Genomic DNA, 25,996 nt, shown 5'->3' with positions numbered 1-25,996 from the left:
GTTTTAGCTTTAATTTTCTGTAAAATCAGCACCTAACCACTTTTTGCTTAAGTTAGCAAGTGTTCCGTCAGCTTTTATTTTTAATAGTGCTTCGTCAATTGCATCTGCTAATTTTTGATCTTTTGTATCATTTTTTCTAAAGGCAAATATTACATCAGCCTCGGTTAAAGCTGGCCCTACTGCTTTCAATTCGCCTTTTGGATCAATCAAAGATAAGGTAAAATCTGCAGAGACTGTAGCATCTACACGCCCTGACGTAATTTGTTGTACAGTGTCATTTGCTCCACCATTTTGATAAACAATTTTAATTGCGTTATTATGCTCTTTATTATAATTTTCAAGAATTTGTGCTTCTGCACTTGTAGCTGTTGTTAATACCTTTTTGCCTTTTAAGTCATCAATTGATTGAATTGAATTATTACCTTTTGCAACAACGATTTTATTTTTCCAATGCGCATAAGCTTCTTTGTTAAATAAATACTTCTCTTCCCTCTCTGGATTTTTTTCAATTTCGTGTGCAACAAAATCTATTTTCTTAGTTTCTAGACTTAACAATAAGCTTGAAAATTCATATGTTTTTAAATCAAACTTGTATTCTGGTAATCTTTTATCAACTTCTTTTACAAGTTCAACATCAAAACCAGTTAGATTTCCATTTTTATCGATAAAGCACACATTTGGAAATTGTGTACCAGTACCTACAACAATTCTTTGAACTTTTGAACCAGTAGCTGTTGCTGCCTCTTTATCTTTATTTTTTAAAGCAAATGTAATGATTAAAACAACGACTGCCAAGGATACAAGTGTAATCACAAACTTTTTCATTCTCAATTCCTCATTTCTGATAATTTTTTTAGGGTCTTACTGCTAGCCAAATTAATTCTTCTGATAATTCTTCAGTTGCTTTATTTAGTCTTTCTGTTAATTCATTAGATAATAAAAAATGATTTTGATAATCTCTTATTACCCAATCATCAATTGCATAAACACTAGAAACAAAATGATTTCCCCCAAGAACAGAGAGGACTGGTTTTAATGCATAATCTAAACTAAGTAAATGGGCAATTGTACCACCGATGAAGATAGGAAGCACAACTTTATTTTTCAAACCATTCTGGGGAATTAAGTCTAAAAATATTTTTAATAAACCTGAATATGAGGCCTTATAGACAGGTCCAGCAATAACAATCCCGATCGAATTCTCAATTTTATTAAGGGCTTCTTTAATTTCTTCATTATTAAAATCGCTCTTAATTAAAGCTTCCGCTTGTAAATCCCCAATATTTACTTGGCATACTTTAACACCTTCTTTGGTCCATTTTTCTTTTACAAATTGGAGTATGCCATTCAATCTTGAGTTTGGTGACGAACTAGCTGAAATAATGACGATTTCCTTCAATGATTTCCCTCCTCATCTCATAAAACCAATATTTCTTATTGGTTAACTAGGAATTAATTGTTATAAACTTTATCACTGACAGAATATTTAGTCAACGTAATTTCCAATAGAAGTTTTCTATCGTTTAATTAAATATTTGAATTAGCTCATTAATTTTATTGATCCTTTCAGTACGATCTAGTTGATTGTCAAATGTAGATGCCCCCAATTGTTATTTCCTTATAAAAAAAAAGAGTTGGCTATTTCACCAACTCTTTGCTTAAATCAACTATTTCATTCATTAAATCTGTATACTCTCCACGATTGCAGAAAATATTTGTTTGAAGAAAAATTCCCTTTGTTTCTTCAATATGTATTGGAAATAGTATTCCTTCTTTAACTTCTTTTTTGACACTGATACTAGGCAAGAAAGCAATTCCAAATTGTTCTATTATAAGTTTTTTTGCCATCTCCGAACTATCAGTATGAATCCTAATATTTGGAGGAGCCTCTAGATTTTCAAATAATCGATGAATTCTCAGCCAATCTAATGAACCGCATTCAAAGAAAATAAGATTTTCCTGAGCGATATCTTGAATTGTGATTGATTTTTTTGAAATAAATGGATGATCTTTATAAACATAAAGTGTAATTGGATCTTCAAATAATTTAATTGATTGAAAGCTAGGGTGACTAGTTTTCCGAACAAAACCTATATCAATTTCATTATTTAACACTTTATCCATTAATTCATCACTCTTACCTGTAATAACTTTATAATGTAAATCTTCACTACTTACCGAAAGTTTTGGCAAAATTTCTGAAATAACATAATTTGAAACCGAAACAGTACAGCCAATTTTCAATTCATTATTGTGTGATTTTTTTTGATTAATGTGCATCTTCCCTTTTTCGTATATATGAACTAATTGTTGAGCATACGGTAAGAAGCGTTTACCCTCTTCTGTAATATTAACTTGTTTACCGGAACGGTGAAAAAGCTGACAATTTAATTCTCTTTCTAACGATTGAATTCTAGCTGTAACAGTTGGTTGTGATAGAAAAAGTGATTCTGCAGCTTTGTTAAAGCTACCATAGTGAATTACATGGATAAACGCTTCTATATTTTCAATATTAATTTCTTTCACATCCTTAAAAAACAGTTTAGTTATATTCATTTAATATTCATCTTTATTCAATTCGGAGGATTCTATCTTACTACTCATTTTTTAAAATATTATCATTAATAAAGTCTATTAGAATATGTTATTTTTATATTTTAATCATTACATATTCTTTGAAGCTTCAAAAAATCCTTTTTTATATACTACATTCTGAACAATTTTAGTTGATGATTCAGTTTTCTTAAATAGAAACTTTGTTGTACAAAATTATATATAACTATTCAAGATGATTAAAAGAAAACCCAAGTTCTTATATAGAACTAGGGCTATTTAGTAGGAGCAGACTCCCTGTTTTATTAATATAAGTCGATAAATTAGTTTTTAAAATTATTAATAGATAAGCATAAAAAGGACAAAAAATAGTGGAACTCTAATTAGTTATTATTAAATAAAAATTTACGATAATTTAACTTTTCGAACTACTTGGATTTTGACGTGTTTAGGTATATCACCTTTAATCGTCACTTCTCCATTGGATAAAGGAATTTTTGCACCCCATCCATTTTTGAATTTTTTAATTTTTACACGAAGTAATCTTATTTCCACCTGACCTAATCCAGATTTGTTTTTCACTTCTAATTCTGGTGTTTTTGCATTACCAATATTATGTAGAAGTAGTTTTACTCTGATTAGAGGTTCTTCATCGCTTTTTACGATTACATATGCGTTTCCTTGTTCATCCTCTTTAAATTGGTCGTAGGTTACTGAAAAACCTTTTGTACTTAAGTAAATTTCTCCATCATCATTTACTTTGTAAACTGGTGAAAACATATGTCTCTACTCCTTGCCGTATATTCTTAATTATGTAAAATAAAGAAAACTTCGATTGACCAGCCTTTTAGGCGAAGTCAGACGTAGTGCAATTGCCTACTACGCTTGCGTACTGATCATCATAGTGAAATAAAAAATTGACGATGAAATAATTGGGATTATTTTTACGTCAATTCTAATATTAGTATGGCTTAACTATTAAAAAATGTTCTTTCCAATATTTAATATGTTTTAAATATTAATCTTAGTACATCAGACAGATTATTCTAGTTTATTAAAAATTATTATAAAATGCAATTTTAAAACTCTGAAATTAATAGCTAATTTTTGGAAATTTTCGTTCAAATTAAAGCCATTATTTTACAATAAAACTTAGTTCTAAAACATAGAATTCAATGAATAAATATGCTATTGTTCTAATGAATTATTTAAAAATTTAAAATCAAATATTCTATTTTGAATTTTGTTTAAAATTAGGAAATTAATAAAAAGGAAGAAGGAACGTAAGTTGATTTACAGTAAACAAGATGTGCTACACAATGAATCCCAGAGCATTAAAAATGGAGCTGCATCTACAATCGCAATCAGTTTATCAAATAACTATTTTATATTGTTTGCTATTACAATTTTAGGTGCTACCAATTATCAAGTTGGTTTAATTTCTTCCTTACCTTCAATCGTCGGAATGGCCGCGATGCTCCCAGCTGCTTTTATGGTTAATAAGCTAGAAGAAAAAAGAAAATTCACTGCCTACTCCATTTTCTTTACACGTTTTTTTCTATTAATAATGGTTTTTCTTCCATTTGTTAAATCAGAGCATATCGCATGGCTTTTTGTTATTTTAATTGCATTAATGAATTTTCCAGGTACATTTCTGAATTTAAGCTGGCAAGCATTTATTGGTGATTTAATTCCAGCAGATCGTCGAAACACATTTTTTGGCAATCGAAATAGAATACTAACCTTTACAGGTATGATTGTAACGCTTGTAGCAGGAATATGTATGAAATCCATTAGCCCAAAAAGTGCCCTTCCATATCAATTACTTTTTTTATTCGCGTTTATATTCGGAATGATTGAGTTCTTTTATATATTGAAACATAAAGAGGAGAAGCAAAAAATTGAAATTTCAAATCATTATTCTCCTTTTTCAAAACATCTTTTTCAGTATAAACCCTATATCTCATTTTTAGTTTGTGCTCTATTTTTTAACTTCGCATGGCAAATGGCATGGTCTTTATTTTCAATCTATCAAATAAGATTTGCTCATGCAACTGCTTTCTGGATTAGTTTATTTACTGTAAGCAATCAACTTTCACAAATTGTTAGCTTTCGTTGGTGGGCAAAGATGGCGAATCGTTATAGTAATACTCAATTATTAATTTGGATTTCAATCGGAATGGCATCTGCACCTATTTTAAATATTTTATCAACAAATTATGTATACCTATTTATCGTAAACTTTACATCAGGATTTTTTGTATCTGGTACAGTTTTAATACTTTTTAATAGCTTACTAGAAGCTACAGAAGAAGAACATCGCACTTCCTATATTGCCAATTATAATTTCTTACTTTCAATCGTTGCCTTCATCGCTCCACAATTTGGTGTTTTTTTACTTGAATCATTCAGTATGAATATTGCCATGATTATTTCAACGATATTCAGAGGATTGGCGGGAGTATTCTTTGGCGTGATGGCCTATAAAATGGCACATTCAAAACAATTAGATTATAAGCAAAATAAAATATCTCTCTAGATAAATCTAAAGGAGTTCAAATTTGAACTCCTTTTATTTATGGCTGTAAAACCACTTTAATACAATTATCTTCTTTATTATTAAAAATATGATAAGCATGATCTGCTTCATCTAAAGATAATTTATGAGTAATAATTTTCGTCGGATCAATATTTCCACTTGTAATTTGTTCATATAAGTATGGCATATAATGTCTTGCCGGAGCTTGCCCCATTTTTATATTTATATTTCTACTGAAAAATGCACCTAAAGGAAACGCATTATAGTTCCCACCGTAGACTCCTGTGATTTGAACAGTTCCACATTTTTTAACAGCCTTTGTGGCAATTTGAATTGGTCCTAGTGTTCCACCTTGTAATTTCATTTTCTGTTCAATAAATTCCAACGGTGATTTCTTCCCATCCATACCAACACAATCAATTACAACATCCGCTCCACCTTTTGTTATCTCTTTTAAGGTTTCACCCATATCTGGATCTTTCGAAAAATCATAGGCTTCAGTTTTATTCATCTTTTTTGAATGCTCTAATCGGTAATCGATATAGTCTACAGCAATAACTCTTTTTGCACCTTTTTTCCAAGCAAACTCCTGAGCCATTAGTCCAATTGGACCGCATCCTAATACAACGACTGTATCTCGTTCTTTGACCCCTGCATTTTCAACACTCCAAAATGCAGTTGGTAATACATCTGACATAAAAAGTAAATGATCATCGTCTAACTCACAACTTTCTGGTATTTTAAACGGAGTATAGTTGCCAAACGGTACCCTTAAATACTCTGCTTGTCCACCTGGATAATCTCCAAACTTTGCCGTATAACCTAAATATCCACCCGAATCATAATGTGGATTTGAATTATCACACTGGCTTTGCATTCCATGATTACAATATGGACAAGTTCCACATGCTACAGTAAATGGAATAACAACTCGGTCCCCTTTTTTTAGATTAGTAACACCCGGGCCAATTTCTTCGACTATTCCCATTGGCTCATGTCCAATAATATAGCCTTCTTTTATTGGAAAATTGCCTTGATAAAGATGTAGGTCAGATCCACAAATTGCTGTTGAAGTAATTTTAATAATGACATCATCTTTATCCTGTATTTTTGGGTCATCTACTTTAATTGTTTTTACATTATAATACCCTTGATAAGTAACCGCTCGCATAGTTCTCCTCCTAAATTCAGGTCATTTTCATAGCGTTACCTTAAGGAATATAAATATGTAATTAGTAATAAAAAAGTGAAATAAAAAAGAGCCCCTTTTCAAACTCTAATTAAACTCTTGGTCAATGCTCTTTTTATAGGCAACAGAATGCCTATAAAATCATACTTTAATTAATGTGATATTTATTTAATTGACCCTATTAAATGTTACTGATTTTTTTTAGTAAAATTAGCTATTTGAAGATTCAAATCCAAATGAATTTGATACTATTAAAATTAGTACGATTTAGGAAAGGATATTAATATGACTATAGATTATCGTTTTTATGAGAGTCCAACAGATCTTGATTTGCAGTTTGATTTTTGGAATAAGATGACCGAATCTCTACCATATGCTTGGAAAGCAACTTTATCTCCAAAATTATTTGAACAACAATCTGAATTTAATGAAAAATCTAGATGCTTTGCTTTTAACGGAGATCAGCTTGTAGGATATATGAGTTTTTCTGGTAAAGGAGAGTTTGTTTCATTAGGTTATCCATGGGTATTACCTGAATATGAGGATACAGTCCGGGATGAATTGTTTGAAAGAGTTTATCAATTTGCTGTTAGCGAGGAATACGGTGGAAAACTATTTGCACAGCGATTTAGAGGACAGTGGTCAAAACAAATAGACTATTTCTTATCAAAAGGCTTCAACATTACCAATCGTACACAAATAGTTGGTGCGTATTATCCACTTCTTATAAAAACAATTCAAAGTATTCCTGGATTTTCGTATGAGATAAAGGATCAATTTCAATTTAATGTTTGGAAAGATTTAAAAATGAAGCAACAAATTCTTACGAACGAACAAGTTGCCATGATGAATGAGTATTATAGCTCAATTGAATTTGACTATGCAGTTGAATGTAAGAAAGAAAATCAAGTCATTGCCTATTTTGGTATGACAATACGACCAGATACTGGGTATTCAGAAATATTAGCTGTTGCTTATACTGACGCAGCTATACCTTATTTTTATGATATAATGTCGATCATCCATAATGAAAACATCAATCGAAAAGTTACAGCAGTTACAATCACTAAATCACTAATTCCTAAAAGTGTGTTACAAGAAAAACTAGGCTTTACTCCATTAACTGAAGATGTGATGATGCACAAGAGGCAGGGATAAGTGAAGAAAAGATTAAAAAACATAGAGAGATTCCATAGATTGGAATCTCTTTTTTAGTTTACCATAAAGTCAAAAGTTCCACTTTCAACTCCATTGATTAGAATTGTGATGCTATGTTGGCCTGGGTAGTGTTTTCTTGTTGATAAGTTTTTGAATGAGTGTGTTTTGTTGTATGATAATGTTTTGTCATTTTCAATTGTGTTTTCGGATATTTTAAAGATTTTTCTTGTACGATTACCTTTTGACTTTACAAAATCAATTGCGAATTCGATTCTAAGTTTTGTAGTAGTCGGTTCGTTACTATGAATTGTAAATGAAAAGTTTAAGTCTCCACCAATTTCGATTTTGTCTGATTGTAATTGGAATTTGTCTAAATGGATTGCTTTTGTCGTTTGAAATCCAAAAATCGTTAAAGCTTCTATATTCCCTTTTTTTAATAATGTTCTACATGCATGCTTTATAATCCAATTCGTATGTGGATTTTTACCGTACCATTCTTTCGCAATTTTTAATACTAGAGTTGGGTGATCTTTCGAAATATCGTTTAAATTATTCGCTACACTTTTGCGAACATATAATGACTCGTCTTCCTTTAAGTTTTCTAGAATAGGAAGAATTGGAGTTGGGTCTTTTTTTAGATTTTTTAGAACCGTCCCCCAAGGTAATTTTGGACGGCATCCTTCACTTGCAAGTCTTCTTACATGTTCATCTGGATGAGTAGACCATTTCAGCATTTGTGTCATCATTCGTTCTTGGTCTTGAACAATGAACGGTCTAACAGCAAATTCTGATGTTGAGTGCTTTGTGAATAATTCTAGGGCTTCTATTGATTTTTCCCAATGATCTAAGCCGTACACTTCAATAAAATCAGGAAAAAAAATACTACTTAATTGGCCTTTTGGAAATTTCTCTAATATACTACTTAAAATCTCTATTGATTTTTCATATTTGTTTGGAAGTGTCTCTCCCAAACAAATCGTAATATGTCTCATTCTTTCCTTTAATGTTTTTGCTTCCCAGCTCTCATTGAAAACCTTATCCATAAATGTTTCTCGATTAAAATCTGTATAAACGTTATTAATTTCGTTTGCAATTTTTGAAATTAAATCGTGGTTATATAAATCTTTTAAAGCTTCTGCCATATTAATTCTCCATATTTTTATTTCAATCGATTCATTAAATGATCTCACCTAGTAATGTGATTGGTTGTAAGATTTGCCTTTTTAATCCCTCAATCGCATCCTTTTTAATAATTGCTAGAGCACATGTCGCGGGACCTGCCGATTTATGTAATGGGATACTAGATTGATTAACTAATTTTATATCGATAGTATGTGTTTCAATCAACTGATTCAATTCATATTGAACGCCTTTTGAACCGACCGGTAATAGATCTGAGACTTCTTCGCAATTTGATAATTGCTTTAATGAATTAAAGTTAATGATTTCGTTTTTATTTTCATTTAAATCCTCTAATACTTCATTTCCTACTTTTGGATAACCAATTAATATTACACGATCCCCTGAAATGACTTCTTTTCTATTAAACGGATTATAAATTTCTCCCATTAAAGTAATTCCTAAACCTGTTTGTTTTGTTGGAATATTTTCTTCTGTACTTCCTGTAATATTTATTTCTAAGTTGTCTTCATAAAAATTAGCTTCATTATATTCTTTAATCGCTTTTTCAATCCCGTTTATTATTCGCTTACCTCTTCCGTTCATTTCTACACATAAAGTATTAATTAAAACAGTGGGCTTAGCACGAAATGCTAATGTTTCGACTAAACATAATTTCGCTGTTAAATAACCTACAATGTCTTCATCAACTTTAATGAGATCAAGCTCACTCATCCCTATTCCACCGCAACTATCACAAGCAATAGTAAAATAACGACTCCCATCTATATGCATTAAAGTTAAATCTCTATATTTTGAAATTTGCACGTTTCATCACCTTTTGAAGTATAAATGCTAAAACAATATTTGCTGCTGAAGCTAAAGTCAAAGGCACAACCATTAAGATAAAAAAACTACTAATAGTCTTTACTGTAAACGAGTGATTCAAATAAGCAATTAATAGACCACTTAACAAAGTTGCAACTGGACCATTTAAGATAATTGCCACGATCATTGCGATGTATTGATTCATTTTTTTAAATAATACGCCAAACATCCAAACAATCACAAGCATTTGTATTGCGATAAATAGATGCACTGGTACTGTAAATGGAAAACCTGAAGTAATTGCTGTAAGAAGATGACCTAGTGCCCCTACAATCCCGCCTGCAATCGGTGAAATCAACATAGCAGCCAGAAAGGCCGGCAATGAATCGAATGCGATAGAATAAACTATTTTTATATTAGACAGTACTGCACTTAATGCGATAAATAATGAAAGTAAAACAATTCTTTTTGTGTTCATGTTTCTCCATCCTATTAATTTAGTTGAATGATATTTTTCAAAAATCCAAAACCGTTATTATACTCAATTTCAATAATACATCCATTACTCGTATAAAATTTCCAGAAATGACTTAAATCTAAATGAAGTAAATTTAAGAGTAGTACCTTCATAATCCCACCATGTGATACGACTATTACATCTTCATTTTTTAATCTAATATCATGACAAAATGTATTAACTCTTTCTGCACACTGCTTTAAGCTTTCCCCATTCGGAATTTGAAAATGAATCAAATCCTCATTCCACTTTTCTACAACTTCAGGCACTTCATTTAAAAGATCAGTATATGTTTTCCCTTCAAATAGCCCAAAATTTGTCTCTTGTAACCGATGATCAACGATTTTCGATTCTCCTATTAAACCTTCAATCGCATCACTTAATAATGTGCATCTACGAAGTGGACTAGAATACAAAGTAAAGTGTGAAGTAGGCTCAATCATTTTCGTAAACTGGGTGATCACACCACCTATTTGACTTAAGCCTTTTTCTGTTAAATCAAAATCAGTCATTCCTGCATAAACCTTTTGTCTATTTCCAATGCTTTCTGTGTGTCTAATTAAAAATATTCTCATACTAATCTCTCACCTATAACAGCAAAAATTAAAAAGCATAATTGGGAAACTTCAATTGTAAATCCAATTACATCCCCTGTAATTCCATCAAGTTTTTGATTGATTCTTTTCGTTAAAAAAGTAATAAAAATAAACGTGATACATACCGCAAAAATAATGGCTATTTCATTGAGTAATACACTACTTACACAAATGAGTAACACATATGTAATTAGAACAAATAATGAATTAGATTTTTTGGCTTCGATTATAAATTGACTTCCAAATCCTTCATTTCTAGCATAAGTACTAATTCTGCATGTAAATAAGGCAATGCATCTTCCAATAATCGGAAATAAAAACATAACAAATGTTGTACTCTTTGATAAAAATAACCAATCTCCTAAAAATAAAACAATTAAGGAAATGACCCCAAATGCGCCAATGCGACTATCTTTCATAATTTCTAATATTCTTTCTTTTGAACGATAACTAAAAATTCCATCTGAGGTGTCAGCTACTCCATCAAAATGTAATCCACCTGTTAAGAATAAATAGACTAATAGAATAAGAAATGCATTGGCTTCTTTGTCCAAAACTAACGAGATTCCAGTATTTAAACTAACTAGTATTAAACCAATTAACACACCTACTAATGGAACCAATCTAATTCCTTTTCCTAGTTCGGCTTCAATAAAATCGTAATTTTTAACCGGGATGGTTGAAAAAAAACTAAGGATCATTTTAAATCGATTCATATTGGTACTCCTACTTTATTCTTAATGGTATACCAGCTGTAACGAGTATAACTTCTTCTGCTCTTGAAGCTATTTTTTGATTTATACGCCCAGCTATATCTCTATAAATCCTTCCTAATCGATAAGATGGAACAAGTCCATAACCTACCTCATTCGATACAATTATGAATGTTTTACCGTGTTGATCACAAACGTCTATCAACTCGTTCACTTCATTTTCTATATCTACTTCTAGTTTATTTATTTGTTCATTATTCATCGTCTCAAAATCAATATCAGTATAATGATCAAACATTAAATTTGTAATCATAACCGTCATGCAATCTAATATGACAAATTTGGATTGTATAAATTCCTCATTCATTTTTAATTGATTAAATTGTTTATACCGCTCAACAGTATGCCAATCAATCGGACGATCTTCTTGATGTCTCTTAATTCTCTCATTCATATCTCCGTCAAATGGTATTGCAGTAGCAATATAGACTACATCAGTTGAATTTGTTTGTAATTCTCTTATTCTTTTTTCTGCGTAAGAACTTTTTCCACTACGCGCTCCACCAATTACAAGAATCAAGTTTTTCACCTCTTCTCCAAAAAATTAGGGATTATTTTAATTTTTTTAACCTAACTCTCCGATTACAAATAAACCTACTAACAATACAATCATTAATAAAACTGAGCCAAGTATTTTCTTCAAACTAGGTCTTGGTCCTTCTTTTAATACGCTTATACCCATTGGTAAAAGTGCTATACAAAGAGCCGTTGTAGCCACAATTGAAAATGGGGTTGTACCTTTTAAGACACCAAGTGGCAGCGAACTCATAAGGCCTAACATTATAGATCGAATTAACCCCAGTACTCTAGCTCGATATGAACCAATGGCTAAAATAATCCAACCAAACATAATTAATGGGGATAGGCTATGGAATATATGAAACGCTCCGTAAGATTGCTCCATTACTTTTGTTGCGGAATCAACACCTTGAATTCGTACAAGTTGAAAAGCTAGATGATCAACCCCAGCATGAAAAGTACGAGCAAAAAGACCAAATATCGCAAAACTCCCTCCCCATATTGCCCAATTTGGCTTCTTTATACTGATTAATTTACAAAGTGAAATAACTGCTGGCCACAATAAAACGTTCCCAGCAATAAAGAAGCTATAAGATAAAAATAGTAAAGTTGGGTGAGCCTTATATGCTTCTAACTGATCTGGAAAGAAGAAATGAAACTTACTTCTTAAAATAACTCCCATCAGCATAAAAATTGGGCCTAAAATTAATGAGATCCCACCTAACCAACGTCCTGGAAACCAATGATCCTTTACTCCTTCAGTCATAGCCTTTCTCCTTTTTTTCAGTTCATTTCTATCATAATTCATTTTCAACAAAAATGAGCAAAAAAAAAGAAGGTCTTTTATATAAAAATTAACCTTCTTAATGTGATCTTCCTTTTCATACCTTTTATCTTTTATAAGCTTTACTACCTATAATGTGCACTGTCACTTTTACATCTTTTATTGAGTTAACATTAAGAGCATTCAACGTTTTTAAATCCCATTCTTTTCGATTAAACCGATAAGGCTTTTCTGAAATATTGAGAAGATCTGCATGAAGTTCTTCTCCTTTTTTAATTGTTTTTAATATTTCTTTTTTCATTTTATTTCTGATTTTAGAGGAAACTTTTTTATTACTTAAATTATTTTCGTTCTGTACAATGGCTACATTTGTTTTTATATTAATAATATACTTTGGCTTCTTACCACCTTTTACGACTTTAACTGAACCATTTGAACTTCTTATTTCTATATTTAATTTATCTCTTTCTAAAACAAGTGGTAGACTATAGTTTTTTTGATCAAGATAATCTAGTGATTTTATTTCCTTTAAAGTTACTTGACCTTTATATTTTTGCTGTGAAATAATGTAGGCACCGTTTATATATGCGATTTTGTCTTCCTTTTTTTCTTTAAAACTCCTATCTTCAATATCTAACGAAGGAATGATTAATGCCCCAACGGGTTGATTGAATTTCGAAATATATTGATGGAATTGCATACTTAAAGAAATTAAACTCATTCTACTTTTTTCAGCAGGATTATTCACCACAGTATAAAGAAAAGGCAAATTGAAAAAGCTTTGACTCAGTAGTATATCTTCAATTTTCCGATCAGTTCCATAAATCCAAAGTGTGTATCTTAATAAAGGTCTTCCGCTAATAAAGGAATTAACATCCTTCATTTTTTTTTCAATAACCGACTTACTTAAAATGACACTGTTAACATGACCGAAATATAAAGGTATTGGTGATTTTGCTTCCAATTTAGTAAATGCTGCCTGTATACTCTTACCTGTTTCTTGACCGATTAAAGGAGGAGCGGGAACTTGTAATGCCCCGCTTTCTTGCTTAGCGATATTCGAAAAATTGAGAGCTTGAATGGTTACAATATATTGACCATCTTTATAGTCAATCCCAAAACTTGTCACTAATGTTTGATCAATAATGGTTCGTTCTCCCCAGCAACCTGTTAAAATGAATAGTTGAAATATCATTATGATAAGGACTAGTAATTTTTTCATTTTTTCTCACTCCTTTTGACGGTCTTCATCAACTGGATGGAGTGATTGATTTCTTGTCTTCTTAAACTTTTGTGGTAATTTTATATGTATATTTAAAAAGTCAGATTTACTTGGAACAGACAGATTCGAAATATATGGATGACCAAAGCTTTCTAAAGAAACAATCATCGTAGCTATTAGAAAAAAACTGGTAAAGAAACCAATTAATCCTAAAATAGATGAAAAAAACAGAACAAAAAAGCGTAAAATCACAATGTTTCCAGAAATATTTTGATTAATTAATGTATAGCCTGAGATGACAGTTAAAGCTACCACAACAAGCATGGAAGGAGAAGTTAATCCTGCACGTATCGCTGCATCTCCGATAAATAACCCGCCTAGAACAGCTACAGTTTGCCCAACTGCTTTTGGTAAACGTATACCAGCTTCTTTAAATAACTCAAAAAATACTAGCATTAAAACAGCTTCTATTGGTGCCGAAAAAGGAAGTCCATTCCTAGACATGCCAATTGTGGCAAGAAATGGATATGGCAATTGATCTAAATGAAATGTAATTAATGCAATATAGAATCCTGGTAGGAAAATGGTTGTTACAATGGCCATAATTCTAAGATACCTAACTATGTTTACATAATAAAAGCTCGCATGTATATCCTCAGGCGAATACACTAGTTGGTTTAAGTTTGTAGGGCCAATTAAACAGGTTGGATTCCCTTCAACAATCACCGCAAACCTTCCCTGATTTAATGATTGTACAACGAAGTCGGGTCTTCCTATATTATCTAAAAGTGGAAAAATCGAGAATGGTTGGTCATACAGCATTTCCTCAATTTCATAACTACTTACAATCACATCTTTTTTTATTGAACTTAGACGTTTTTTTACCTTTGATAGAATTTCAGGATTAATAATGTCTTCTATATATACTAATAAAACTTTCGTTCGACTTCGTTCACCGATTGTATATTCAACACTTTTTAATGTTGAAGTCTTCAGTCTTTGACGAATTAATGCCATATTAATTGAAATACTTTCTACAAATCCGTCTCTTGGACCGCGTATTGAATTTTCTAAATTTGATTCTTCTGGATTTCGTTGCGGAGGATTTGCTACTGGAATAAAGAAAACATCATTTAAATAAGAGCTAAATATTACTAAATCTCCAGAAAATAAGTTTTCTTCAACTTCCTTTTTAATAGTAGATCCATCTTTTAATCTTTTAGCTTCGACTATATTTCTTAATAACTCAAAATCAAACATTTCTTCTTTATGGACTACGTTAAATATGTCATTAATAATTTGATTGCTAAATTGTACATCAATTAAGTTTGGACAAAACATGATGATTACAAAGTGTGAGTCTTCGCCTTCTTTATAGGATTTCGTTCTAAAGTCAATATCCGAAGAGTGATTAAAAGACTCCATAAATTCTAATAGATTAAGGTTTTCTAAAGTTGTCGATTCTTTTTTCATGCTGAATCACCTTTAAATTTTGTAATAACTAAAAATAGTAGCATAGTGCATATTAAAAAGATTAAATTTATTGGAAAATAATAGTATTGTAAAAAGTTATAAAATGACGATGCATTCCATGGAATCATTACTGCTACAAATAAAAAAAGTGACAGTATTGGTAAACTCCATTTTTTTCGTCCACTATATTCGATAATGTAATTCGCAATATACAGATTCAAACTAATTCGAATAAATGCGCCTGATAACCACTGAAAAATTGATAAAAAATCCAATCTAGTAATATTCACTCCTAACGTTAGAAGTTTCCATTGTTCATAAACAGGATTTCTCATTTTTTCTGCCTCAACAGGTCCAAACTCCATAATCGCACCTGTAAGAGGTCCCAAAATTAACATTAGTAATATAAAACTTACTAAAATTAGCCATTTACCTTTTATTTGATCTTTTAAGAAAGAATTTAGAAATAAAATGAAAATAATTTCAAAGAATCCTGAACAAGTATAAACGAAACCATGTAAAATATCATGATATCCATTTTCAAATATTGGAAACAGTAGGCCAAAATTTTTGTTCTTACCGTTCCCGACACCGACTAAAAAGCCGAACAAAACAACTGGTGGTAAAATTAAGAATGCCATCGTACTAATTGAACGTATTCCTTTAAGTGCTGCATAAAAGCAAATAAGAGTAATTAATAATACAACAACAAAATTTGGTATATCTTGTGTATAGTTTATATTGGCCCAAATAAGAGTAAATTTAAAAGTAACAAAAGCTACTAGTAAAAAGTAAGCTACAAAAATAGTTGATAATATGTAAGCTAATGGCTTATAAAATACTTTAAACATTAAAGATAAAATATCTTCATTATTAAGCTTTTTATACAAATTAAAAACTATAGCTGCCCAGATCATGAAAGGGAGAATACTAGCAATAACCGTAACCCAAGAGTCTCGATGAGTAGATGTCAAAACGCTCGGCACGATAAACACGTGTAACATAAACCCGCTAGACATAATTAATAAAATATAGATATGAATTGAATAAATAAACTTTTTATTCATAAAAAGTCTCCCTATAAATCCTTTATTTCTTTAAGTTAACCCTAAGTGAATTTCTTTATGTATAAATTTACCATTGTGTTTTTTATTGTAGGATTTAGAGAAAGAAATTTTTTAAAAAAGTAATTTAAAAATAAAAAGCCTTCTCCCAGAAAATAATCGGGAGAAGGCTGCTTTTATTAGTTGTTTAGTTTAAGCCTAAATCTGTTAAGATACTATCTAACGTAGCACCTTTATATGAATATTTAGCTTTAGGAGGATTTGGAACAGTTGAATTTTGTAATCCAAAGTTCTTAACGACATAATCCATATCTTTTGCATCAACTACTTTATCAAAGTTGAAGTCAGCAGATGCTTTGTTTGTTCCCCAGTAAGTTTGTACAGCTAATGCATCTAGTACGTCGATTACATCGTCTTTATTTGCATCGCCAGCAGGTGCAACATCTAATAAGTAGCGCAATTGCTTACCGATTAAATCCCCGCGGACATTATCAAATAAATTATCCATTATATGATTCATTTTAAAGTGACCTGGTACATCTACTGATAATGTATAAGGTTTACTGTCTAATTTCACACCGTCGAATGCATAATCACCTTGTTTTGATGTGATTGGTGTTTGTAAAACAGTTTTACCATCATAAGATGTTAATGTAATTTTCGTACCTAATTTACTTTGATCGATCGCATAATTCGTTTCCCCTGTTAAAGGATTTTTTGCACCTTCTACTTGTAGTGTACCGGAAAGTTTTGAAACTGATGGTTTTACATTGTATCCTTCAATATAAGTGTAAACATTTTTCGTTTCTACATTTGATGTATCAATTGTAGATGTACCGTTACCTGAGAAGTTTATTGCTGAACCTGTTGTATATGATTTATCTAATGTTTTAATATCGAAATTAAATAATTGAGTGTCTTCTGGTAACTTAGCAGAACCTGAGTAAGTAAAAGTAAAGTCATATTGCGTAATATAATCCCAAGTAGTAGGAGATGTTTTTACTGTAACTTGTGCATCGCCATATTTTTTAACTTCATCATTTACTAGAATATTGTCAATGATTCCTTGATTATTATTCAATTGAAGAGTTAATTTAGTAGTTTTTAAGTTACTAATATTATTTGCTTTAACTGAGTAGTTTACAGTATCACTAGGTACGATATTTTGCTTATTCGCTTTTAAGTAGTAATACGGAGTTGTATTTTTTACAAAAGAGATTCTAATTTGAGCAGTTGGATTTAACGCTGCATCCATTCCATAGAATGTTAATGGTAATACTGAATATTTACTATCAACTAAAATTTGATCCGTATAATCCCCATTTTTATCTACGTTAATAGGTAATGATGGGAAGAAAGAATTATAAGTATAAACAATTGTGTTATCTGATTGATCAGCTTTAATACCGTATTTTTTCGCTTCGTCAATTTCTGGATCATTTACGTTAATATTGAAGTCATATAACATTTGTCCATTTTTGTCCAGTTGGCTATCACTATACTCGATAACCTTTTGATCTAACTTGTCAAAGCTTGAAGTCATATTAGGAACAGCATATTCCAGCATAAAGTCTCTAGCTTCAGCAAATGTTTTTCCACTTTCACTCACACCAACTAGTCTTAATTTGTAGTGACCTGGTTTAATTAATTCATATTTACTGCTAATCGGGTTTTTCGCATCTCCAGTGAATGGGAAGTAATATCCTCCTACAAGTCGACCAATATTGTACACTACATCTTCTTTTATTACTGAGGTATTAAATGATCCAATAATACCTAAATCTTGACCAGTTGTTGGATCTTGAACGATAACATCTAATGATTTCATATGTGTTTTCAGAGAAACACTTCCATCAATAAATGGGTACGCATAAGTTGGATTCGTAATTTTATTTGAATAAAGTGGGTTGATTAAATTAAATGATTTGATCCCCTCTTCAACTACGCGAACACCAAACGGAATTTGATATTGCTCAGTTGGATCCGCTGTATTCGTAAATGTAACATAGCCTTCATATGTTCCTTTTTCAGCAGTTTTTGGAATGTTTAAATTAAACTTAATTGATTTTGAACTTATTCCATTTAACTTCACTGATGTAGGTCCCGAAAGTGACACATTATTCGAAGCTGCATCCTTAGATCCTCTTAAACCAGTTTGATATTTCACGTCAACACTAAATGTTTTTGCTTTTTCACTACGATTCTTTAAAGTAACACTGCGAGAATCTGCAATATCACTATTATCAAATCCATATGAACCAAAGCTCATCCCACCAGTTAACTCATTAATTAATTTTTCCTTGCCGTTTACGATCGTTGGTGTTTTATCAACCACTTCTAATTCTACATTTGAATGAATTGCTTCATATGCATCTACACGTCCACTACCTACTTCAAATACACTATAAGCTTTTGATAATGGATCAGCAGTATTCATTAGGATTGATTTGATATCTTCTGGTTGCAAGTCTTTATTTGATTGAAGTAAAAGTGCAGATACACCTGCTACATATGGTGTCGCCATCGATGTTCCAGACATACGCTCATAAGCATACTTATAATCTTCAGGCTTTGATCCATCGCCTGTTTTATTATTTACATAAAATGGTACACTTGAAAGAATCGAAACACCTGGAGCAGTTACTTCTGGCTTGATATCATAGTTTACACGTGATGGTCCTCTCGAACTAAACGTCGCTAATTCATCGGAAGCTGTTTGTAGCTTAGTATATTCACCAAAAGAAACTTCATTTCTACCTGCTTTAACCGCTGCTGTGATTTTTATTCCCTCTTCATATGATACTGAGAATGAAGGAATAGCATCTACTGACTCACCTAAGAATGCTTGGATTGCTCCTTCACTTTGGTTATCAATATTATTAGCCATTAATACACCTACAGCGCCAGCTGCTTTTGCATTTTTAATTTTATCAATCAAAGCAATCGTTCCACGTTGAATGTAAGCAATCTTGCCTTTTAAGTCTTTTCCTGTAAAATTAGATGGATTTGCTAAACCTACATCAACAAGTTGATAGGTTTTACCTTTTAATGTCGTTAAATTATCGGAGTAGTTTTGAGCTAATTGTCTAAAGTTGTATTTGTTTCCATCCTGCATTCCGTTAAATTGATAAAGATCAATTGCAACTGATGAAGCTCCAACAGTTAATGCTAATGCAGCCGCTCCTGGTGAACCTAATGTGTCCATTTTGTCTCCATCATTTCCTGCAGCTACGACAGTCGTTACGCCACTTAATACCGCATTGTTAACCGCGATAGAAGTTGCATAAAGTGGATCATTTATCGATGCACCTAGTGACATATTAATCACATCCATGCCATCTTTTACTGCTTTATCAAGCCCAGCTATAATAGCTTCACTTGTTCCAACCCCACCAGGTCCAAGTACACGATATGAATAGATATCAGATTCTGGTGCTGCACCAACCTGTTTGTATTCACTATCTGACGCACCACGTCCACCAATGATACCTGCTACGTGAGTACCATGCTCAGTATAATAATCAGCTCCATTTGCAGAACCTGGTTTACCAGCTTTTAACCAATCAGCATATGTTGTCTCCATTGGATCATTATCATTATCTACAAAATCATACCCACCTTTGAAAGCGTCTTTTAAATCTGGGTGGTTGTAATCGATACCTGTATCAAGAATCCCAACTTTAATGCCCTTTCCTGTATAGCCTTCAGCATGAAGCTTATCCAAGCCGTCATATGGCGTATAGTTTGCTACTTTAGATTCGTCTGCTTTTAACTCGCTGTTCTTATCTGATTCCTTTGGAGGGTCAATAGAGAACTTCTCGTTACTCCAAACAGTTTTAACTGCTTTTGATTTTAATAGATTCTTAATTTGATTTGCTGGTAGACTCATTGAAACGCCGTTAAAGGCATTTTTATACGAATGTTTAATTTTAAAATCTACCTTTTTATTATTTTCATCTTTAAGAACTTGCCCCACTTCTGCAGTAAAAGTAGTATGATCTTGATCAACTAATTTCCCTGCTTGTGTCTCAGTTAATGATTTACCTTCAACTAGCGCCTCAATTTTGGCCACCTTCGCAGGTTTATTTGCAAACTCTACAATAACTGAGGTTTGTTTTGTAGTCGTTTGATCTATGTCTGATGAGATTTGAAGCCCTGTCGATTCATTCGTTGAAATTTGTTTTAAAGCAGCTCTTTGCTGGGAAGTTAAATTTGCAAGTATTGTTTCTGTCTTTGTTTTCCCTGCTGCTTTTGAAACATTAGTTACATGTGCAATCGGTGCAACAACAACACTAGATGATAGAGCTAATACGGTAAAGCCTGATACAAACTTACTTTTCTTTACTCTTTTCCCCATTCTTCTTCCTCCTGGCTTTTATTTATCTAAAGTAAAATTAAATAAAGATCTATGATTTATAAAATAGTAAGCTACTTTTTATCTTCATATATACCTCTTTACATCAAATTTACTTTCTACATTTATTATCATTTTTTTCCAATTTTCGGTCAATTGGGTTATCCCTCCCCTAATTTACCAAAGTTTTAAATTCTCCCTCTCTACATTCGACAGGATTCTTCTATATTCTCCCGTGAATAACAATCGAAATAACCCAATTTTTCTATCATTTTAAAAGAAATAGTCAGTTCTTTGAAAACGCTTACTTTTTTTAATTAAACTTTAATCGTTTTAGATAAATTTCGGGATGTTCACTTTTTCTAGCTAATTGAACTTGATAAAACTATTTTAGAATATTTTAATTCATCATTTTAATGGTCAAAAATTAACACATTTTATTGTAAAGAGTACCGAACGGGAGAAGGATGAGTTACCTTTAGTAACAAAGAATACGAACGTTTGTGGACAATCTGAGAGAATGCTATTTGAGTTCACAGTTTGGGCATTTCGATTGTTTCATTGGATTTTACTTCTGTTTTTGATCATTTTCAATTTATCATTTTACTTATCTATGTTTTTTCACTCAATTTAATTAAAATTAATAGCTTTATATGTTGTTGCAGCAATCTTATTTGCAGATTTAACTTTTTTATTTGTAGATTTGGCAATTTTATTTGTAGTTTTCGAATATTTATTTGCACGCTCCCCAATTTATTTGCAGATTTCTATTTTTTAATTGCAGTTCCAACTTTTTAAATTGCATTTTTCACTATTTTAATTGCACTTCTCTACTTCATCATTTCACATATATTCCTATAACATAAATAAGGGAAGCCAATCTAGCTGGCTTCCCTCTTCTAAATGATGATTAATTTAAACCTAACTCTTTTAAAATACTATCTAAAGTTGCACCTTTATAAGTAGTTTTTGGTTTTGGCGCATTATCAACAGTAGGATTTTGTAATCCAAAGTTTCGAACAACAAAGTCCATATCCTTTTTATCTACTACTTTATCAAAATTAAAGTCTGCTGTAGCTTTATTTGTACCCCAATAAGTTTGTACAGCTAATGCATCTAGTACATCGATTACATCATCTTTATTAACGTCTCCAGCTGCAGCAATTGCTAAACTATATTTATAAAATTTACCTACAGTTTCACCACGAATTTCATATGATAAAACAACTTGTTGGTTCATCGTAAAGTGCCCAGGTACATCCACTGTTAATGTATAGGCATTTTTATCAGCTTTTATCCCATCAACATCATATGAACCATATTTGTCTGTAATTGGTGCGTGAGTAACTGTTTTTCCATCGTACGAAGTAACTGTTACTTTTGCATTGGCTTTACTTAGATCAATAGCATAATTCGGTTCACCTGTAACTGGATCTAAGCCACCTTCAACTTGTAATACACCTCTTATTCTAGAAACAGTTGGCTTTAATTTATATCTTTCCATATAAGTATAGATATCTTTTGTCTCAACATTTGCTTGATCTATTGTTGTTGCATTCATATCAAACCAGTAAGGACTTTCATTAAGATACTTGTTATCTGTTTTAAGGTCAAAATTAAATAATGGTAAATCTTCTGGTAATGCTTTATCTCCAAAATATGTAAATGTAAATGTATGACTCGTTGGTGTAGTATTTACACTAACCTCTGCTTTACCATACTTTTTAACTGCATCATTTACAACTACATTCTCAATTGAAGCATAATTATAATTTCTCATTGTAATTTTAGTTGTCTTTAAATTTTTCACATTGTTCGAACGAACAGTGTAATTTACAGCTTCACCAGTCTTAAGAAGGTTTTTATCTGCTTTTAAATAGTAGTACGGTAAATTTTGATCCACAAATGCGACGCTTAACTTATTAGTTGCGTTAGCAGTAAAGTTTTTTGCTGCATCAATACCATAGAACGAAACTTCCAACGGCGCAGATTGTTTTCTCACTACAATTTGGTCACTATAGTTTCCATTTTTATCTGTTTTAATTGGATTTGCAGGAAATGGACTATTATAAAACGAAACAACTTTGTTACTTGATTGATCTACATCTAAACCTAATTTATTTGCTTGATCTGTTTCAGGGTCATTTAGATTAATATTAAAGTCGTATAAAAATTCTCCATTTGAATCAAACTGTGCATCATTATATTCAATTACCTTTTGATCTAAAGAGTCAAAACTTGACGTCATAGTTGGAGGGGCTAAATCGTAAATGAAATCAGAAACTTTTGTGAACGTTTTTCCATTTTCATTTGTTCCAACCATCTTTAATTGATAATGACCTGGTTGCGCAAAGCTCGGTTCATTGCTAATTGGATTTTTAGAATCTCCTGTAAATGGATAGTAAATCGAATTAAATCCTCTTCCAATAAAATACGACTGATTATCATTTAAAGTAATTGGTGTAAATGAACCAACTAAACCAAGATCTTCACCTGTCTTTGGATCAGATAAAAGAACATCCAATGTCTTCATATGAGATTTTAATGAGAATTCAAATCCAAGAAATGGAAATGAATTTGCTGGCCAGCTAGTATCAGTTGAAAACAATGGGTCAGCTTTAAAGAAATCGATTCCTTCATTAACAACACGTCCACCAAATGGAATTTGGTATTCTTCAGTAGGATCTGCATTATTTGTAAATACAATATACCCTTCATATGTGCCTTTTTCAGCTGTTTTTGGAATGCTTAAGCTAAAATTGATTGATTTAGAACTAATTCCATTTAACTTTACTGAAGTAGGACCAGTTAATGTTACATTATTTTTAGCCGCATCTAAAGATCCTCTAGTGCCCGTTTGGAATTTAGCTTTTACACTAAATGTTTTCGCTTTTTCACTTCTATTTTTCAATGTAACATGGCGAGATTCTGTAATATCTTTGTTTTCAAATCCAATTGAACCAAAGCTAAATCCACCGGTTAATTCTTTGATTGTTTTTTGTTTTCCATTAATGATTGTCGGTGTTTGATCTACTACTTGAATTTCTACATTAGAATGGATTGCTTCATATGCATCAACTCGACCGCTTCCTACCTCAAATACACTATAATCCTTTGTTAATGGATCAGCTGTATTCATTAAAATAGATTTTACATCAGCTGGCTCAAGATCTTTATTTGATTGAAGTAATAATGCAGATACACCAGCTACATAAGGAGTAGCCATTGAAGTACCTGATAGTCGTGCATAAGCATATTTATAATCTTCAGGTTTTGAGCCATCAACGTTTTTATCATTTACATAAAATGGAACAGTTGCTAGTATTGATACTCCAGGTGCTGTAACTTCTGGTTTGATATCATAATTGATTCGTGAAGGACCCCTTGAACTAAACCCTGCTAATTCATCAGATGCTGTTTGAATTTTCTTGAAATCACCAAATGTGAATTCTGATTTACCAGCTTTTAATGCTGCAGAAATTACTGAACCCTCTTCAAATGAAACTGAGAATGAAGGAATCGCATTCATTGATTCACCAAGGAATGTCTGAATTGCTCCCTCTGCCTTGTTTGCTTCATCGTTAGCCATGATAACACCCACAGCACCTTGAGCTTTGGCATATGCAACTTTGGAGTCTAATGTATAAACCCCTCGGTTCATGAATACAAATTTCCCTTTTACATCTTTATTTTTATAACCAGCCTGATCTCCAAGTCCTACATCGACTAGTTGAATCGATTTCTCTTTTAATGCTGATAAATCATCTTTGTAATTTTTCGTTAATTGTCTTAGATTGTAATTTTTACCATTGAGTACACCGGCATATTGATATATATCAATTGCAACAGATGAAGCACCAACTGTTAAAGCTAATGCAGCTGATCCTGGCGAACCTAATGTATACATTTTGTCTCCATCATTACCAGCTGCAACAACTGTCGTTACCCCACTTAATACTGCATTGTTTACAGCGATAGAAGTAGCGTAAAGTGGATCATTCAATGATGCCCCAAGTGACATGTTAATAACATCCATGCCATCTTTTACTGCTCTATCAATTCCTGCAATAATTCCTTCACTTGTTCCGCCACCATATGGACCTAGTACACGATAAGCATAAAGATCTGCTTCTGGTGCAGCACCAACAGATGAATACTCACTATCAGCTACTCCACGCCCACCGATAATTCCTGCAACATGTGTACCATGTTCAGTATAATAAGTAGAACCGTTTACTTCTGGTTTTCCTGATTTCTTCCAATCCTCATATGTTGTTTCCATCGGATCATTATCATTATCGACAAAATCATATCCGCCTTTATATGCATCTTTTAAATCTGGATGGTTATAATCCATACCTGTATCTAAAATACCAATTTTAATCCCTTTACCTGTATAGCCTTCTGCATGTAGACGATCTAGCTGATCATAAGGAGAATAGTTTGCAACATTAAACTCGTCTGCTTTTAATTGTTCGTTTTCTTGATTTTTTGCAGGCGGATCAATTGAGAATTTCTCATTACTCCAAACTGTTTTTACTGCTTTTGATTTTAATAGATTCTTTATTTGGTTTGCTGGCAGTGTGATCGAAACACCATTGAATGCATGTTTAAATGAACGATTAATTTTATAATCTACCTTTTTACTTTTTGTATTTGTTAAAACTTGCCCTATATCTTTTGTAAAAGTAGCATGGTCTTGATCAATTAATTTTTGTGCATCAGTTTTTGTTAAGGTTTTACCCTCCACACTCGCTTCAATTTGAGCGACCTTAACTGGTTTATTGGCAAACTCTACAATGACATTCGTTTGTTCAGTAGAGTCCAAGTTAATATCTGAGGAAATTTGAAGCCCAGTTTCTTCACTTGTAGAAAGCTGCTTAAGAGCTGCTCTTTGCTCTGAACTTAAACTTGCCAAAATATCTTCTGCCTTACTTGGACTTGCTGCATTTGATACATTTGTTACTTGCCCAAGAGAACCTAAAATAAAACTAGATGTTAAAGCTAAAACAGTAAAACTTTTTAGAACTTTACTTTTTTCTCTCTTTTCCCCCATTTTTCTTCCTCCAGTTCATTTTTCTTCTTAGATTGCCTTTTACGTTAATACTAGAAATAAGTTTTTTTGACAACATCTTCAAGTAATCAACAAAATAGAATGACATTTGTCGTTCATTTCTATTAATTATATTATTGAGAATTTTCTATTTTTAAGCAATTGGGTTATAACAAACCTTGATTTATCAACGTTTACTAAATACCCTTTTGAAAAAACGACAAATTACAACATAATTCCCCATCAGAATAAACC

General features: G+C 31.8%; 19 protein-coding genes. 2 read left to right on the top strand and 17 right to left on the bottom strand.

Going from position 1 to position 25,996, the window contains the following annotated elements; translation table 11 throughout:
- Positions 1 to 9: 9 nt before the first annotated feature.
- From V5E38_RS01055 to V5E38_RS01040, 4 genes are all read right to left on the bottom strand, one after another.
- Complete coding sequence (locus V5E38_RS01055; protein WP_499211863.1) at positions 10 to 825, bottom strand: type 2 periplasmic-binding domain-containing protein; 816 nt, start codon at positions 823 to 825, stop codon at positions 10 to 12.
- Between the two features lie 28 nt (positions 826 to 853).
- Positions 854 to 1,399, bottom strand: coding sequence for an NADPH-dependent FMN reductase family protein (gene ssuE / locus V5E38_RS01050; protein WP_499211862.1), 546 nt, complete (start codon positions 1,397 to 1,399; stop codon positions 854 to 856).
- 239 nt (positions 1,400 to 1,638) lie between these two features.
- Positions 1,639 to 2,556, bottom strand: coding sequence for a LysR family transcriptional regulator (locus V5E38_RS01045; protein ID WP_499211861.1), 918 nt, complete (start codon positions 2,554 to 2,556; stop codon positions 1,639 to 1,641).
- Positions 2,557 to 2,958: 402 nt separating this feature from the next.
- Positions 2,959 to 3,333, bottom strand: a complete 375-nt coding sequence (locus tag V5E38_RS01040; RefSeq protein WP_387332191.1) for a hypothetical protein — start codon at positions 3,331 to 3,333, stop codon at positions 2,959 to 2,961.
- Positions 3,334 to 3,841: 508 nt separating this feature from the next.
- On the opposite strand from V5E38_RS01040, the gene V5E38_RS01035 reads away from it, so the two are divergent.
- Positions 3,842 to 5,092 carry an MFS transporter gene (locus tag V5E38_RS01035; protein ID WP_499211860.1) on the top strand — a complete coding sequence of 417 codons (1,251 nt, stop codon included), beginning with the start codon at positions 3,842 to 3,844 and terminating at the stop codon, positions 5,090 to 5,092.
- Between the two features lie 37 nt (positions 5,093 to 5,129).
- Here V5E38_RS01035 and V5E38_RS01030 read toward each other — a convergent pair whose 3' ends face one another.
- On the bottom strand, positions 5,130 to 6,263 hold the full coding sequence (locus tag V5E38_RS01030; protein ID WP_499211859.1) for a zinc-dependent alcohol dehydrogenase: 1,134 nt from the start codon (positions 6,261 to 6,263) through the stop codon (positions 5,130 to 5,132).
- 303 nt (positions 6,264 to 6,566) lie between these two features.
- On the opposite strand from V5E38_RS01030, the gene V5E38_RS01025 reads away from it, so the two are divergent.
- Positions 6,567 to 7,439 carry a hypothetical protein gene (locus tag V5E38_RS01025; protein WP_499211858.1) on the top strand — a complete coding sequence of 291 codons (873 nt, stop codon included), beginning with the start codon at positions 6,567 to 6,569 and terminating at the stop codon, positions 7,437 to 7,439.
- 53 nt (positions 7,440 to 7,492) lie between these two features.
- On the opposite strand, the gene V5E38_RS01020 is transcribed toward V5E38_RS01025, so the two are convergent.
- From V5E38_RS01020 to V5E38_RS00965, 12 genes are all read right to left on the bottom strand, one after another.
- Positions 7,493 to 8,581 carry a DNA alkylation repair protein gene (locus tag V5E38_RS01020; RefSeq protein ID WP_499211857.1) on the bottom strand — a complete coding sequence of 363 codons (1,089 nt, stop codon included), beginning with the start codon at positions 8,579 to 8,581 and terminating at the stop codon, positions 7,493 to 7,495.
- A gap of 34 nt (positions 8,582 to 8,615) precedes the next feature.
- A complete protein-coding gene (locus tag V5E38_RS01015; protein ID WP_499211856.1) occupies positions 8,616 to 9,386 on the bottom strand; it encodes a hypothetical protein in 771 nt (256 codons plus the stop codon).
- A complete protein-coding gene (locus V5E38_RS01010) occupies positions 9,367 to 9,864 on the bottom strand; it encodes an ECF transporter S component (RefSeq protein WP_387332183.1) in 498 nt (165 codons plus the stop codon). The genes V5E38_RS01015 and V5E38_RS01010 overlap by 20 nt, the downstream gene beginning before the upstream one ends.
- A gap of 14 nt (positions 9,865 to 9,878) precedes the next feature.
- Positions 9,879 to 10,478 carry a histidine phosphatase family protein gene (locus tag V5E38_RS01005; protein ID WP_499211855.1) on the bottom strand — a complete coding sequence of 200 codons (600 nt, stop codon included), beginning with the start codon at positions 10,476 to 10,478 and terminating at the stop codon, positions 9,879 to 9,881.
- Entirely contained in the window at positions 10,475 to 11,215 is a 741-nt protein-coding gene (gene cobS / locus V5E38_RS01000) for an adenosylcobinamide-GDP ribazoletransferase (RefSeq protein WP_499211854.1), read from the bottom strand. Before cobS ends, V5E38_RS01005 begins: the two co-directional genes overlap by 4 nt.
- A 10-nt stretch (positions 11,216 to 11,225) precedes the next feature.
- Entirely contained in the window at positions 11,226 to 11,801 is a 576-nt protein-coding gene (gene cobU / locus V5E38_RS00995; RefSeq protein ID WP_499211853.1) for a bifunctional adenosylcobinamide kinase/adenosylcobinamide-phosphate guanylyltransferase, read from the bottom strand.
- A gap of 36 nt (positions 11,802 to 11,837) precedes the next feature.
- Entirely contained in the window at positions 11,838 to 12,557 is a 720-nt protein-coding gene (locus V5E38_RS00990) for a hypothetical protein (protein ID WP_499211852.1), read from the bottom strand.
- Positions 12,558 to 12,681: 124 nt separating this feature from the next.
- Positions 12,682 to 13,797 (bottom strand): Ger(x)C family spore germination protein, encoded by a 1,116-nt coding sequence (locus V5E38_RS00985; protein ID WP_499211851.1) that lies wholly within the window; start codon positions 13,795 to 13,797, stop codon positions 12,682 to 12,684.
- A 6-nt stretch (positions 13,798 to 13,803) separates the two neighbouring features.
- Complete coding sequence (locus V5E38_RS00980; protein ID WP_499211850.1) at positions 13,804 to 15,270, bottom strand: spore germination protein; 1,467 nt, start codon at positions 15,268 to 15,270, stop codon at positions 13,804 to 13,806.
- The gene (locus tag V5E38_RS00975; protein ID WP_499211849.1) at positions 15,267 to 16,337 is read right to left on the bottom strand and encodes a GerAB/ArcD/ProY family transporter; all 1,071 of its coding nucleotides are present in this window, start codon (positions 16,335 to 16,337) and stop codon (positions 15,267 to 15,269) included. Before V5E38_RS00975 ends, V5E38_RS00980 begins: the two co-directional genes overlap by 4 nt.
- Positions 16,338 to 16,521: 184 nt before the next feature.
- Positions 16,522 to 20,691 (bottom strand): S8 family serine peptidase, encoded by a 4,170-nt coding sequence (locus V5E38_RS00970; protein ID WP_499211848.1) that lies wholly within the window; start codon positions 20,689 to 20,691, stop codon positions 16,522 to 16,524.
- A gap of 907 nt (positions 20,692 to 21,598) precedes the next feature.
- Positions 21,599 to 25,744 (bottom strand): S8 family serine peptidase, encoded by a 4,146-nt coding sequence (locus V5E38_RS00965; protein WP_499211847.1) that lies wholly within the window; start codon positions 25,742 to 25,744, stop codon positions 21,599 to 21,601.
- Between the last annotated feature and the right edge of the window lie 252 nt (positions 25,745 to 25,996).

The organism is Rossellomorea sp. GAMAL-10_SWC, assembly GCF_049568075.1.
Taxonomy (GTDB): domain Bacteria; phylum Bacillota; class Bacilli; order Bacillales; family Bacillaceae_G; genus Gottfriedia.
Note: the sequence above shows the minus strand (reverse complement) of the source record. Positions and strands in the feature narration are given on the sequence as shown.

Excerpts from the sequence above, each read along its gene's own strand:
- V5E38_RS01055 (WP_499211863.1), bottom strand. The coding sequence starts at position 825 with ATGAAAAAGTTTGTGATTACACTTGTATCCTTGGCAGTCGTTGTTTTA.
- V5E38_RS01045 (WP_499211861.1), bottom strand. The coding sequence starts at position 2,556 with ATGAATATAACTAAACTGTTTTTTAAGGATGTGAAAGAAATTAATATT.
- V5E38_RS01040 (WP_387332191.1), bottom strand. The coding sequence starts at position 3,333 with ATGTTTTCACCAGTTTACAAAGTAAATGATGATGGAGAAATTTACTTA.
- V5E38_RS01030 (WP_499211859.1), bottom strand. The coding sequence starts at position 6,263 with ATGCGAGCGGTTACTTATCAAGGGTATTATAATGTAAAAACAATTAAA.
- V5E38_RS01025 (WP_499211858.1), top strand. The coding sequence starts at position 6,567 with ATGACTATAGATTATCGTTTTTATGAGAGTCCAACAGATCTTGATTTG.
- V5E38_RS01020 (WP_499211857.1), bottom strand. The coding sequence starts at position 8,581 with ATGGCAGAAGCTTTAAAAGATTTATATAACCACGATTTAATTTCAAAA.
- V5E38_RS01010 (WP_387332183.1), bottom strand. The coding sequence starts at position 9,864 with ATGAACACAAAAAGAATTGTTTTACTTTCATTATTTATCGCATTAAGT.
- V5E38_RS01005 (WP_499211855.1), bottom strand. The coding sequence starts at position 10,478 with ATGAGAATATTTTTAATTAGACACACAGAAAGCATTGGAAATAGACAA.
- cobS (WP_499211854.1), bottom strand. The coding sequence starts at position 11,215 with ATGAATCGATTTAAAATGATCCTTAGTTTTTTTTCAACCATCCCGGTT.
- V5E38_RS00990 (WP_499211852.1), bottom strand. The coding sequence starts at position 12,557 with ATGACTGAAGGAGTAAAGGATCATTGGTTTCCAGGACGTTGGTTAGGT.
- V5E38_RS00985 (WP_499211851.1), bottom strand. The coding sequence starts at position 13,797 with ATGAAAAAATTACTAGTCCTTATCATAATGATATTTCAACTATTCATT.
- V5E38_RS00980 (WP_499211850.1), bottom strand. The coding sequence starts at position 15,270 with ATGAAAAAAGAATCGACAACTTTAGAAAACCTTAATCTATTAGAATTT.
- V5E38_RS00975 (WP_499211849.1), bottom strand. The coding sequence starts at position 16,337 with ATGAATAAAAAGTTTATTTATTCAATTCATATCTATATTTTATTAATT.
- V5E38_RS00970 (WP_499211848.1), bottom strand. The coding sequence starts at position 20,691 with ATGGGGAAAAGAGTAAAGAAAAGTAAGTTTGTATCAGGCTTTACCGTA.
- V5E38_RS00965 (WP_499211847.1), bottom strand. The coding sequence starts at position 25,744 with ATGGGGGAAAAGAGAGAAAAAAGTAAAGTTCTAAAAAGTTTTACTGTT.